Below are 12,972 nucleotides of genomic sequence, written 5' to 3' on the forward strand. Positions count from 1 at the left end.
CTGCTTTGCTGTGCGGTAAAAAATAAAGTCATCCAAATTTTTGGCAATTATTTAGAAAAATTTGAGGTTTAGACAGATAATCGTGGCAAAATAAGGAGAATTGCTATCCGCACTGTTAAGATATGTACGAAAAGATTGTAGCCCCCACAACTGGTTCTAAAATTACATTCAAAGACGGTTCGCCGATCGTCCCCAACGACCCAATTATCCCCTTCATACGCGGTGACGGTACGGGCGTAGACCTCTGGCCAGCATCCCAGAAAGTCATGGATACTGCCGTAGAAAAGGCTTACGGAGGCCAGCGGAAAATCAACTGGTTCAAGATTTACGTAGGCGACGAAGCCTGCGATGTCTACGGTACTTACCAGTATTTACCCCAAGATTCCCTAGATGCCATCAAAGAGTACGGCGTCGCCATCAAAGGCCCGCTGACAACCCCAGTAGGTGGCGGAATTCGATCGCTCAACGTAGCATTGCGCCAAATATTTGACCTCTACGCCTGCGTGCGGCCCTGCAAATATTACGATGGCACCCCATCGCTGCACAAAACTCCCGAACTGCTAGATGTAATTATTTACCGGGAAAATACAGAAGATATATACCTGGGAATTGAATGGAAACAAGGCAGCGAAATCGGTAACAAACTAATTGAATACCTCAACAATGAGTTAATTCCTGCAACGCCAGAACACGGCAAAAAACAAATACGCCTCGATTCTGCGATCGGCATTAAACCAATTAGCAAAAGTGGTTCTCAGCGTTTAGTGCGGCGGGCAATTACCCACGCTTTGCGGTTGCCAAAAGATAAGCAGCAAGTAACCTTGGTGCACAAAGGCAACATCATGAAATACACCGAAGGAGGTTTCCGAGATTGGGGTTACGAGTTGGCAACCACCGAATTTCGTGCTGATTGCGTAACAGAAAGAGAGTCCTGGATTCTCGGCAACAAAGAGCACAATTCCGAGATTAGCTTAGAAGAAAATGCCCGCCAAATAGATCCGGGCTACGATGCTTTGACTCCGGAAAAACAAGCAGTAATTTGTAAAGAAGTTGCCGATGTTCTGTCCGCAATTTGGGAAAGTCACGGTAGCGGAAAGTGGAAAGAAAAAATCATGGTCAATGACCGGATTGCTGACAGTATTTTCCAACAAATTCAAACTCGACCAGCCGAATATTCAATTTTGGCAACCATGAATTTAAACGGCGATTATTTGTCAGATGCTGCCGCAGCAATTGTCGGCGGATTGGGCATGGGCCCCGGTGCGAATATTGGTGATGAATGTGCTGTTTTTGAGGCGACTCACGGTACTGCACCGAAACACGCCGGTCTCGATCGAGTTAATCCCGGTTCCCTGATTTTGTCGGGGGTGATGATGTTAGAATATATGGGATGGCAGGAAGCCGCAGATTTGATTAAGAAGGGTTTGGGCGCGGCAATTTCTAACGGTGAAGTTACCTACGATTTGGCAAGGTTAATGGAACCGCCTGTACCTGAGTTAAAGTGTTCGGAGTTTGCTGAAGCGATTATTAAGCACTTTGCTGATTAGGTTTGAGGGATTTTTTTGAACGGGCTAGAAGCCCGTTCCACAAAGAAAGAGTGAAGTTGATTGTGGGGTGGGCTTCTAGCCCGCCCAAAACCAGAATATTTGATTGTGGGGTGGGCTTCTAGCCCGCCCAAAACCAGAATATTTGATTGTGGGGTGGGCTTCTAGCCCGCCCAAAACCAGAATATTTGATTGTGGGGCGTTGCTCCTAGCCCGCTACAAAAAGTGCTATTTTTGTATAGCTGGAACAGCCATACCGCGCTCAACGGCGGGACGCTTCTGCAAGTTTTCTACCCAACGTTTGAGGTGGGGATGGTTGTCGAGGGTTAATCCTTGAAATTCGTAAATAGCCACCCACGGATAAGTCGCGATATCCGCGATCGAATATTCGCCGCAAATGTATTCGTATTTTGCTAGTTGAGAATCTAAGACTCCGTAGAGTCGCAGGGTTTCTTTTTCGTAGCGTTGAATTGCATAGGGAATTTGTTCGGGTGCAAAACGTCTGAAGTGGTTTAGTTGTCCGAACATTGGCCCGACGCTGGCCATTTGAAACATCAGCCACTCCATGACTTGAAAGTATTTGTGTTTGTCTGTGGGCAGAAATTGGCCTGCTTTTTCGGCTAGATAGATCAGGATGGCGCCTGACTCGAAGACTGTAATGCTGTTATCGCGATCGACTATAGCGGGTATTTTGCTGTTGGGGTTGATGGCGATGAATTCCGGGCTAAATTGGTCGTTTTTGCTGATGTCTATGACGTGCACGTTGTAGGGTAAACCTATTTCTTCGAGCATGATCGAGACTTTGCGGCCGTTCGGTGTGGTAAAAGTGTAGAGGTCGATCATAATTGACAGTTGATAGTTGACAGTTGACAGTTGAGGACAAGGTTTTTAAGACTGGAATTTATACCCTGTTCTAAAAACTTGGGGAATCCTGGGAACCCGGATGGGAAACCCTATTTTTTGGTATGATTATATTATAGTGATTTAAGGCGTATGATTAATAATAATGAATATTCTGGAAATTCTTAAAGATGACTACCGCAGATTTCCTGAAAATCAGACTTACAGCATTTATGCAAAAGATGTTTATTTTGAAGACCCAGTAAATCGATTTACTGGAGTCGATCGCTACCGAAAAATGATCGGGTTTATGGGAACTTTTTTTCAACAGATTAAACTCGACTTGCACGATATTTCTCAGTCTGGAGATACTGTACAAACTCGCTGGACTCTGAGTTGGATCGCGCCTCTACCTTGGAAACCGAAAATGGCGATCGCGGGTAGAAGCGAACTGAAGGTTAACGGCGACGGTTTAATCGTTTCCCACATCGATTACTGGAACTGTTCGCGGTTGGATGTGCTGAAACAACTAATATTTGCGATCGACAAATAACCGCCTGTAAGTAGCCTGTAGGGTGTGCACTGCGAGCGGGTTGAGCTTGTAGGGCGCTCTTTTGGAGGACTGAAGTCCTCACTACAAACTTTCTGCCTGCGATCGGGGTTTTTAACGGATATTCGAGGTTTGAAGTAAGTTTTTTGGTTGAAAACCGCGTTTTGGGCGATCGGGCTATTGACCTTAGCCGATATTTGTGCTACAAATATACTACACAGTAGATCGAGTTAAATATATTTAAACAAAAATGCCCTACGAAAAATTAGAAATATCCACCCCAAAACCAGTATTATCCTGGGCAAATCACGCCCTGGGCGACAAAGAGACCAAGATGGCAACCAATGTAGCATCTTTGCCCTTTGTATTCAAACACGTCGCATTAATGCCCGACGTACATTTAGGAAAAGGAGCTTTAGTCGGTTCAGTAATTGCCACAAAAGAAGCAATTATTCCTGCTGCTGTGGGCGTGGATATTGGTTGCGGGATGATGGCCGTAAAAATGCCATTCAGCGCCAACAAATTAGAAGGCAAACTCAAACAAATTCGCCTCGATATCGAAGCAGCAATTCCCGTCGGATTTGCAGAAAACAAAGAAGTCGAAAAATCTGTCACCAACTGGCAAAGATGGGGCGATTTCAAGGAACTGCATCAAGGAGTCCAGCACCAAGATAATAAAGCTTTAAAACAGTTAGGTTCCCTCGGCGGCGGCAATCATTTTATTGAGGTTTGCGTTGACACCGAAAACTCGGTTTGGCTGATGCTGCACTCTGGTTCGCGCGGTATCGGCAATCTGCTAGCCCAACACCACATCGACACTGCCAAAGACTTAGCTAAACTCGCAGAAATTAGTTTGGCTGACAAAGATTTAGCTTATTTTGTAGCGGGTACGCCGGAGTTTGCTGCTTATTGGCACGATTTGCAGTGGGCACAGGATTATGCGAGTTTTAATCGCGATATCATGATGAATCGGTTTAAGAAAATTGTGGAAAAGCATCTCGCGGGTGGCAAAGTTACGAAGCCGCTGTTGCAGGTGAATTGCCACCACAATTATGCGGAAAAAGAGGTGCATTTTGGGGAAGATGTGTATGTGACTCGCAAAGGTGCTGTGCGCGCGCAAGTTGACGATTTGGGGATTATTCCTGGTTCGATGGGGGCGAAATCTTTTATTGTTAAAGGTAAGGGAAATGTGGAAAGTTACTGTTCTTGTTCTCACGGTGCGGGGCGATTGATGTCTCGCAGTAAGGCGAAGAATGTATTCACTCTCGATGATTTTGTGCGGCAAACTGATGGGGTTGAGTGTCGAAAAAATGAGGAATTTTTAGATGAAATTCCGGGGGCTTATAAGCCGATTGAGGAGGTGATGAGTCAGCAGTCGGATTTGGTGGAAGTTGTGGCGACTCTGAAGCAGGTAGTTTGTGTCAAGGGTTGATGGGGGAAGTGGGGAGAGATTTTCAGCCTATTTTAGGGTTGAAGTTTTGCGATCGTCTCCTCTTTCTTCCATGCTACAATATTGCTCAACTGCAACAATTTAAATATTTTTAGCAATTTGAACAAAAAGAATTAACTTATGAAAATTATTTCACTCCAATTAAAAAATCATTTTTTGGGTTGGGATTTTGATGAAATTAAATTTTCATCCAATTTAACTCTTTTAGTTGGCATATCAGGTGCAGGCAAAACCCAAATCTTGCGTGGAATTATCGATTTAAAACGTATAGCCAATGGAAAAGCTATCAATGGATTGGAATGGAAAATCATATTTTCTACTGTAAACGGCACTGAATTTATTTGGGAAGGTGGTTTTGATACTGTTGAAACCAATGAACTAAATTTTGACGATCCTGAAAAAGAAAACCCAGATGAAAATGAAAAACCATCATTTATTCATGAAAAACTGATTTCAAAAAATGAGGTATTATTTGAGCGGAATAAAGAGGATATAAAATTCAAAAATAGCCAAATACCAAAGCTTTCTTCACATCAATCAATGATGTATTTATTAAAAGAAGAAACTGTTATAAAAGAAGCTTTTGATGCTCTAAATAAAATAGAATATCGCGACCATACAATCAACGGTCTGCGTCTTAGAAGCTCAAAGCAATCTTTGCACTCGATTAAAAACAAATATCAAACCTTACAGAGCATAGTAAATAGCGATGAGGATATTAGAACTAAGCTATATCTGATTTATGAAAATAAGTTAGATATTTTTGAAGCAATTAAGTCAAGATTCATTGATGTTTTTCAACAAATCGAAGATGTCAGAGTTGAGCCTTTTAAAACAGACGACTTGTTCAAAGGATTTGCTGATATATTTGTCCCTGTTATTTCTATCAAAGAGAAATCTGTGCCTAAATGGATTAGGGAAGATAGGATGTCTTCGGGTATGTTACGTACAATTATTCATCTTGGCGAAATTTTTCTCTCAAATGAAGGTTCGGTAATATTGATTGATGAATTTGAGAATAGCTTAGGAATTAATTGTATTGATATCTTAACTGATGACCTGATTCATGAAAATAAAACCTTGCAATTTATTGCCACAAGTCATCACCCTTATATTATAAATAATATTCCCTATGAATATTGGAAAATTGTTACTCGACAAGGCGGACACATTAGAACCTGTAATGCCTCGGATTATCATCTAGGTAAATCTAAACAAGACGCATTTATTCAGTTAAACAAAATTCTCGAAAAACAATCGTAGTATGAATTTGTATTTTGTATTTGAAGGAAAGACAGAACCGATTGTTTATAAAAAGTGGTTATCTGTGCTGCTTCCAGAGTTGACGGAAGTGGATAGTTTTGATGCGGTAATTCAGAATAATTATTATTACGAAAGTGATATGGGCGTTCCTAGTTGCTATAGAGTTACTGCTAATGCTATCCAAGAAATAAACCTATTTCCTCAATATAATTACTTGGTTTTATTCACAGACGCAGATCGTTTTACAGTTTCGGAGAAACAAGCGGAAGCTGATGAGCAAATTAAGTCGGAATTAAAAGATAAACCTTTTCAATCTCTACCGGTAAATTGTCAACTCGAAGTTATTGTGCAGAAAGTTTGTCTGGAAACTTGGTTTTTAGGAAATCGAAAATTTTTTGTGAGAAATCCACAACATAATGAAATTTTGAAGCAATATATTAAATATTTTGATGTCTGTCAAGATAATCCTGAAGATTTAGCGAGCGAATTTGTCCAAAATGCGGAAAATACAAAGGAAATTTTCGGATATAAAACAAAAGCTCTGTTTCATGAAGGTTATCTTAGAGGAATTTTTAAAGAACGTAGTTTGGCTTCAAAAACGCATTTATCTTATAGTAAACCTAGACCGAGAGAAGTGCAAGAAGAATATTATCTTAAACAACTCATCGCAAGAGTTGAGGCAAATTCAGATCATTTACTGAATTTTCAAGATTTTATAAGTTTTTGTTTAAAAATCAAGGGGCAATTAAATAAATAATACATTATCTCTTTATATTTTAGCCGTTTCGATGTGAGTATTTAATTATTATAGTGGGCTTTTATCCACTTAAGTATTGCCCCAATTAAGTTCTATTTTTTGGCTGTTTGTTGGCGTCAGGGTGTCATGCGTTCGACGCGGTTTCGTTTCTGGTGGCAAATGATGGCGATCGCTCTGATTAAACCTCGTCTATTCTACGATTACATGACTGTTTTAGGCCTAGGCGAACATTTCTTTAATTACCGTCATGAAGTGAAAGCGCAACTGCTGCAACAGCTAGAAACCATCGATCGCCCAAAACAGCAAAAAGTGCTGGAACCAGTTTCAATTGTTTAAATCGGTTTCGCCCTTGAGATCGTGTTCGATTTAGCGATCGTCAGATCTCGATCGAGGCGGGGCGGGTTGACAAGATTTCGGATTTGTGCTGGATATCTTGGCGAACCCGCCCTACAAAATCGTGGTATCGATCGAACGCTATTTTATTCCCAATATGTCTCCCAATCATTTTTAAACGCTTGTTGCAGTTTTTTCATGTAAGCCATAGTTTTAATCTTGACCATCCAGATACTGTTAGCCTTATCCTTTCCTTTACAAACAACTCCTTCGGCTACACCGTATTTTCCTTGACGGACTTCATCGATAAATTTGCCTGTCAACTTTCCGCGATACACAACTCTGGCAATGTTTACTAAACTGAAATCTCGAAGGAATTGCTCTGGATCGACAATACCTCGATCGCCCTGCACGTCTAACAGCACCAAATTTTTGGGTTCCTCCTGTTTGTGCATTCCTGCAAATGAGCTAGCACCAAAAAACTCTGTAAATACCGTGATTTCTGGGCTGTGATATTCTGGGTTCGCCTGAAATACAACTTCCAGAGATTTCGCGAAGTCTCTGACGAAAATCTGCGGCGCTTCCTCCAAACCCGGATGTGCAGCGTTAAATTCTGCAATTCCCCGATCGTCTAAATCAAATCTGTCGCGACGTGTTCCAAACGCATACCAGCCCAGTTGCTGTTCCCAAACCCAATGCAGATTAGTGCCATCGTACTTTTCAAAGGCTGTGCACTTATCTAATGGAGCGTTTTTGCTGTCGGGAATTTTGGGATAGGCAAGTTGGATTTTTGTCACTTTCTTGACTTGCTTTTGATGCTGAATTTAAGATCGTAGTTTATATTATCTTCGGTTAGTTAAGCGCGATCGAGGTTTTGGTAGTGAGGAATGCGAGTTTTTGGATTTATGCGGACTGAAGTCCTCACTACAAACCTATTTTTTGGTTATTGAACCGGGGATTGTAATTTTCCCAAGCTATTTCCTAACAGGCCATTTGCTGCCACTCTCTTTCTAGCAAGCGCAGTAATCTTTCATCACCTTTGGCTGTGGCTACTTGTTTCCGCCGATCGAGAATATTGCAAATATGCACCCGGTGAACTTGCGCCAAATCCGCAGCAGTTGGTGCAGATTCAACCGCCGCGCAAGCTGCGCCAACTGTTGTGACCTGCTGCTGGGCTTGAAAATCTCGCTTTGTGGTAGAGTTGATACCGCCGTATTTTTTGGGGACAGCTAGGTGTCTCGGATACCGATAGTTCCAGTCTTGACCCCGATATTTGCCCGCGACTTCCCCTTCGATCATATCCACTGTCGGAATGTCGTACTCGTAGTTGGCACCGCGATAAGTGAGTTTCATATTTTTCGATCCTTATATTGAGATAAAAACGATCGTCAGTCGATTTGAGGTTTACTTCACAGATGAATCTGGTAGCTGGGACTTTCGTCTAAAATTTTGCGATCGACCCTCATGAGTGTCCCGGCTTGTACCCGTTTTTGGGCGGGGTCAGGTCAGGTTTGCTTTTTGTTACCTAAAACTTATTTAGTTTCTGTATTCAATTATACTGTTTTTTAAGTAAAGCGCGCTTATTTACAAAAATTAATATTTTGAGGGTGAGAAGGCAGGAAAAAACCCGCCATAGCGGGTTTAATCGAGCTTTGACTAATTCGATCGTACTCAGAACGAAACTGATTGAGATCCGAAGAACTACCCGACTGTCACTTGATCGGTTTGCACGCCCGTCGCACCCTCTTCAGCAGAGGCAATGGCCACCAACTTGTCAAGAACTTCCTGACTGGGAACTTGACCCTTGAGAACAACCGTGCCGCTGAGCTGAGCAACCCAAACAGTCTCGATATCAGCAACTTCTGAATCGCCGTCAAAAGCCAAGGCCACCCGCTTCGCCAGGCCGCTTTCGTCAAAATTTCCGTCTGGGCCGACTTTAGCAGGAGCAATCGATTGTGCTTCGGCAGCTTGCTGTACTACTTCTGCCATCGGTTGAGCCTGCTCTTCAGGCTTTTCCATTCCAAACAGTCTTTTAAACCAACCCATAGAAGTTGAGTCTCCAGAAAATACACTTTTTCCAAGATAGCTCTAGAATTCCAAAAGAATCGTAATTGTTGCAAAACTAAGCGAAATTTCTGAAAATGCTTTTTCGACCGACTTTCAGAATCTAAAATCTCCAATGGTATCCCTATGTTGATGTTACTTTTTTATGTCGGGGACGATCGCTATGCCCTCGATAGCAGGCGCGTAGTCGAAGTAGTTCCCACTGTCACCTTGAAAAAACTCCACAACGCGCCGGAATACATTCCCGGCTTGTTTAACTACCGAGGACATCTCGTCCCGGTCATTGATTTGTGCCAAATGATACAGGGGACGGCCGCCCGCGCTTACTTGAGCACGCGCATTGTCTTAGTCAATTGCCAGTTTCCCAATACTTCTGAGGGGAACAACCACAGTTTGCACGGCCCCCTAATTTTAGGGCTGATGGCGGAACGGGTGACAGAAACTCTCGACAAACCAGAAACCGAATTTGTTAGTCCCGGCATTAAGATTGACAGCACTCCTTATTTGGGAGAAATGATTGCAGACGATCGCGGTATGATTCAATTTGTCAGGGTAGAACATCTGCTGCCTGAATCCCAAAAAACTTATCTGCTTCCCCAGCAGGAAGACTGAGATTTAGTCATTGGTCATTGGTTATTGGTTATTGGTTATTGGTTATTGGTTATTGGTTATTGGTTATTGGTTATTGGTTATTGGTCATTGGCAATGGGTAATTGGTCATTAGTCATTAGTCATTGGCAATGGGTAATTGGTCATTAGTCATTGGCAATGGGTAATTGGTAATTGGTAATTGGTAATTGGTAATTGGTAATTGGTAATTGGTCAACTGTCAACTGTCAACTGTCAACTGTCAACTGTCAACTGTCAACTGTCAACTGTCATACGAGCTAAAATCAATGACACAAGTAGCAATTGAAGCTCTACTCAGACAAAAAATTGGTTTAGATGCCCTGACTATTGGGTCTAATACAATTACTAGAGCCGTTAACCGTCGGATGGAAGATTGCAGTTTAACGGATATCAGTATTTACTTGACAAAATTGCAAACATCCGCTCCAGAATTGGAAGAATTAATCGAAGCTGTCGTGATACCGGAAACTTGGTTTTTTCGCGATCGCGAACCTTTTGTTTTTTTGAGCCGCTACGCGCTTTCGGAATGGTTTCCACAAAATCCCGGCAAAACCCTGCGCGTGTTGAGCCTTCCTTGTTCGACGGGAGAGGAACCTTACTCGATCGCGATCGCCCTACTAGACGCTGGTTTAAATCCGATCAACTTCAGCATCGATGCGGCAGACATCAGCAAAGTTGCTCTCAAAAAAGCCCAGCGCGCAGTTTACGGCAGAAACTCTTTCCGCGACAAAAACTTGGATTTTCGCGATCGCTATTTTACTCCGGTGCCGGGAGATCTTTATCAGTTGAACGACTTGGTGAGAAGGAAAGTTAATTTTATTCAGGGTAATATTCTAGATAGCTATTTTTTATCTAACCAACTTCCTTACGATGCAATTTTTTGTCGCAATGTGTTAATTTATTTCGATCAAACAGGCAGAAATCAGACCATTCAACTGTTAAATCGATTGTTAAACAAAACAGGAATATTATTTTTGGGTCACTCAGAAAGCGGGCAGAAACTGCCTCCTCAATTTGTCTCGGTGCGTCATTCCCTAGCATTTGCTTACCGCAAAACAGATATTCCATACAGCCCGCAAGTTCAGGTCAAAAAAGAGCCGACTAATATCAGTTATTCGCGGATTGTTCGAGAGTTTAAACACGCGGGAAATAGGGAAAATCTTCGCAACGATCAGTTGCCAAGTATTAACAGTAAATCCTCTACTTCCCATCAAAAATATCCGAGAGAGAATGAGAATTCGGGGATTTTGCCAATTCGGGCGATCGCCCCACCACCAGATCCTGCTAAGTCTGCGAGTGCGGATTTAGACGCAGCGCGACGTTTGGCCGATCGCGGACAATTGCAGGAAGCAGCCAAACTGTGCGAAACTTACCTCAGTCAAAATCCCACGAATGCTGATGCTTACGTCTTATTGGGCCAAGTTTATCAAGCAAGGGGCGATCGCCAACAAGCTGAGCAATCTTTCCAAAAAGCAACTTACCTCAAGCCGGATCACTATGAAGGACTAATTCACCTAGCTTTGCTCAAAGAAGAGCGAGGAGATATTGCCGGTGCTGCGATCGTCCGCCGGCGCATTCAGCGAATGGAAAAATAGCCTAAGAATTCAGTTGACAGTTGACAGTTGATAGTTGACAGTTGACAGTTGAGGGCGACCTCTACCTACAAGGAAGAGGATTGGAGTAATTAATAGTCTGAGTTTAATTTCTCCCTCAAAGGGAGAGGCTTTCAACCAATTCTTTCTGGTAATAACTGAGAATCGAAGCATGGACAATATTTTTAAGCATATGACTTTGCAAAGACGCATGATCGCTGCGTTTGTGTTCATGGGGGCGATCGTGCTTGTTGTAGCTTTAGTCGGCGCCAGCGGAAATTTTCGGCTATCCGGGCACCTGAAATCGATCGCCAACGATGCTTATCCCAGCACCGTCGCTTTGTGGAAAATCAACGAAGGACAAACACAGGTGCAGTCTTCCGATCGGATGCTGCTCAACGAAGCAATCAATGCTGACCAAAGACGCCGAGAAATCGCGAGAATAAATAATGCTTGGAATCAGATAAATCAAGGTTTTCAAGAGTACGATAAACTTGGGCGCAACGAGGAAGAAGACAAACTTTATCAAAAATTTAAACCGCTGTGGCAAAAGTGGACTGAGGCTCACAAAGAATTCCAAGAACTCAATAAAGAATATGAAAGAATAGGCATTGTCAATCCCCGGCAAATCCAAATTGATTTGCTCAAACAGGGTAAAACTAAATCACCTGAACTAGCAACTGCTGCATCAGCAGTTGAGGTGCTTAACAGAATGAACGACAAAGCTTTGAACGAGAAAGTAATTACATTTCAAGCTGCGACAGAGGGAATGCTGGAACTCCTGAACTACGATCGCCAATTAGCAGCAGACTCAGGCAAAGCTGCCACCGAAGATATCAGTCAAACTCGGTTCTGGGTGATTTTAGGCACGCTGCTGGGCCCTTTAACGGCCGTACTGTTTGGACTGTACTTTAGCAATACGATCGCCAAACCGTTAGGGGCTAAAATTGCCGGAGTGGTGGATGTAGCAGAGAAAATGTCGATCGGCGATTTAACAGGAGAAGTTCATGTCAGCGACACCAAAGACGAAATTAGCAAATTGGAGAACTCCTTCCGCAGCATGAATCGCGGTTTGGCCGGATTAATCAAACAAGTGCAAACATCGGGCATACAAATCACTTCATCAGCCACCCAAATAGCCGCTTCTGGCAAACAATTAGAAGCCACAGTCAACGAACAAGCAGCATCCACCAACGAAGTTGTAGCTACTGCCAAAGAAATCGCAGCCACCAGTGGTAAACTCGTAAAAACGATGGATGAAGTTTCCCACATGGCAGAGTCAACTGCCCGCGAAGCTAGCACAGGTCAAAAAGAGTTAGTTCGCATGGAGAATACCATGAAAGTCTTGGGAAATGCTACCATTTCTATCTCTAACAAACTCGGAATCATTAGCGAAAAAGCCAACAATATCAACAGCATTGTTACCACGATTACAAAAGTAGCCGATCAAACTAATTTACTTTCCTTAAATGCAGCGATCGAAGCCGAAAAAGCCGGAGAATACGGCATGGGTTTTGCCGTCGTCGCCCGCGAAATTCGCCGCCTAGCCGACCAAACAGCCGTTGCCACACTCGATATTGAAAACATGGTTAAAGAGATGCAGTCAGCCGTTTCTACTGGGGTGATGGAAATGGATAAATTCTCCCATGAAGTCAGCAAAGGGATGGAAGATATTCGTAACATCGGCGTGCAATTAGCCGAAATTATTCAGCAAGTACAATCTCTCACTCCCCGCTTCGATTCGGTAAATAGAGGCATGGAAGCTCAATCGGAAGGAGCTCAGCAAATTAGCGAAACTATGGCGCAGTTGGCCGAAACTTCCCTGCAAACGGCTGATGCTTTGCGGGAAATCAATAGTGCGATCGGCCTTTTGAACGAAGCAGCCCAGGGGATGCGCCACGAAATTTCGCGATTCAAAGTCAATTGATAGTTACTCACACCCAATATTC

Annotated in this window: 13 protein-coding genes; 9 read left to right on the forward strand and 4 right to left on the reverse strand. The window is 42.9% G+C overall.

Features of this window, described 5'->3' with window-relative positions; translation table 11 throughout:
• Positions 1-122 precede the first annotated feature (122 nt).
• On the forward strand, positions 123-1,547 hold the full coding sequence (locus JGK16_RS11915) for an NADP-dependent isocitrate dehydrogenase (RefSeq protein WP_293183923.1): 1,425 nt from the start codon (positions 123-125) through the stop codon (positions 1,545-1,547).
• 225 nt (positions 1,548-1,772) lie between these two features.
• Here the strand turns inward: JGK16_RS11915 and JGK16_RS11920 are convergent, their stop codons facing one another.
• The gene (locus JGK16_RS11920) at positions 1,773-2,387 is read right to left on the reverse strand and encodes a glutathione S-transferase N-terminal domain-containing protein (protein WP_293190605.1); all 615 of its coding nucleotides are present in this window, start codon (positions 2,385-2,387) and stop codon (positions 1,773-1,775) included.
• A gap of 163 nt (positions 2,388-2,550) precedes the next feature.
• Between JGK16_RS11920 and JGK16_RS11925 the strand changes: the two genes are divergently transcribed.
• The 5 genes from JGK16_RS11925 (at position 2,551) to JGK16_RS11945 (ending at position 6,740) form a co-directional block, all read left to right on the forward strand.
• Entirely contained in the window at positions 2,551-2,937 is a 387-nt protein-coding gene (locus JGK16_RS11925) for a DUF2358 domain-containing protein (protein ID WP_293190604.1), read from the forward strand.
• 247 nt (positions 2,938-3,184) lie between these two features.
• Positions 3,185-4,366 carry an RtcB family protein gene (locus tag JGK16_RS11930; RefSeq protein WP_293183930.1) on the forward strand — a complete coding sequence of 394 codons (1,182 nt, stop codon included), beginning with the start codon at positions 3,185-3,187 and terminating at the stop codon, positions 4,364-4,366.
• A gap of 138 nt (positions 4,367-4,504) precedes the next feature.
• A complete protein-coding gene (locus JGK16_RS11935) occupies positions 4,505-5,647 on the forward strand; it encodes an AAA family ATPase (RefSeq protein WP_293183932.1) in 1,143 nt (380 codons plus the stop codon).
• Position 5,648: 1 nt separating this feature from the next.
• Positions 5,649-6,404: a hypothetical protein gene (locus tag JGK16_RS11940; protein WP_293183934.1), complete on the forward strand. Its 756-nt coding sequence runs from the start codon at positions 5,649-5,651 to the stop codon at positions 6,402-6,404.
• Between the two features lie 99 nt (positions 6,405-6,503).
• Positions 6,504-6,740, forward strand: a complete 237-nt coding sequence (locus JGK16_RS11945; RefSeq protein ID WP_293183936.1) for a DUF4070 domain-containing protein — start codon at positions 6,504-6,506, stop codon at positions 6,738-6,740.
• Positions 6,741-6,883: 143 nt separating this feature from the next.
• Here the strand turns inward: JGK16_RS11945 and JGK16_RS11950 are convergent, their stop codons facing one another.
• The 3 genes from JGK16_RS11950 to JGK16_RS11960 all read right to left on the reverse strand — a co-directional run bounded on the left by JGK16_RS11950 (position 6,884) and on the right by JGK16_RS11960 (position 8,783).
• On the reverse strand, positions 6,884-7,534 hold the full coding sequence (locus JGK16_RS11950; RefSeq protein ID WP_293183938.1) for an RNA ligase family protein: 651 nt from the start codon (positions 7,532-7,534) through the stop codon (positions 6,884-6,886).
• Positions 7,535-7,718: 184 nt separating this feature from the next.
• A complete protein-coding gene (locus JGK16_RS11955) occupies positions 7,719-8,090 on the reverse strand; it encodes a DUF4278 domain-containing protein (protein ID WP_293190603.1) in 372 nt (123 codons plus the stop codon).
• A 348-nt stretch (positions 8,091-8,438) separates the two neighbouring features.
• Entirely contained in the window at positions 8,439-8,783 is a 345-nt protein-coding gene (locus tag JGK16_RS11960; protein ID WP_293126189.1) for a BON domain-containing protein, read from the reverse strand.
• Between the two features lie 144 nt (positions 8,784-8,927).
• On the opposite strand from JGK16_RS11960, the gene JGK16_RS11965 reads away from it, so the two are divergent.
• The 3 genes from JGK16_RS11965 (at position 8,928) to JGK16_RS11975 (ending at position 12,950) form a co-directional block, all read left to right on the forward strand.
• Positions 8,928-9,413, forward strand: a complete 486-nt coding sequence (locus JGK16_RS11965; RefSeq protein WP_325315537.1) for a chemotaxis protein CheW — start codon at positions 8,928-8,930, stop codon at positions 9,411-9,413.
• A gap of 284 nt (positions 9,414-9,697) precedes the next feature.
• Positions 9,698-11,026 carry a protein-glutamate O-methyltransferase CheR gene (locus tag JGK16_RS11970; RefSeq protein WP_293190602.1) on the forward strand — a complete coding sequence of 443 codons (1,329 nt, stop codon included), beginning with the start codon at positions 9,698-9,700 and terminating at the stop codon, positions 11,024-11,026.
• Positions 11,027-11,195: 169 nt separating this feature from the next.
• Positions 11,196-12,950 (forward strand): methyl-accepting chemotaxis protein, encoded by a 1,755-nt coding sequence (locus tag JGK16_RS11975; RefSeq protein WP_293183944.1) that lies wholly within the window; start codon positions 11,196-11,198, stop codon positions 12,948-12,950.
• Positions 12,951-12,972: the final 22 nt, after the last annotated feature.

Origin of the sequence: Microcoleus sp. PH2017_09_SFU_O_A (genome assembly GCF_020738625.1) — a bacterium.
Taxonomy (GTDB): domain Bacteria; phylum Cyanobacteriota; class Cyanobacteriia; order Cyanobacteriales; family Microcoleaceae; genus Microcoleus.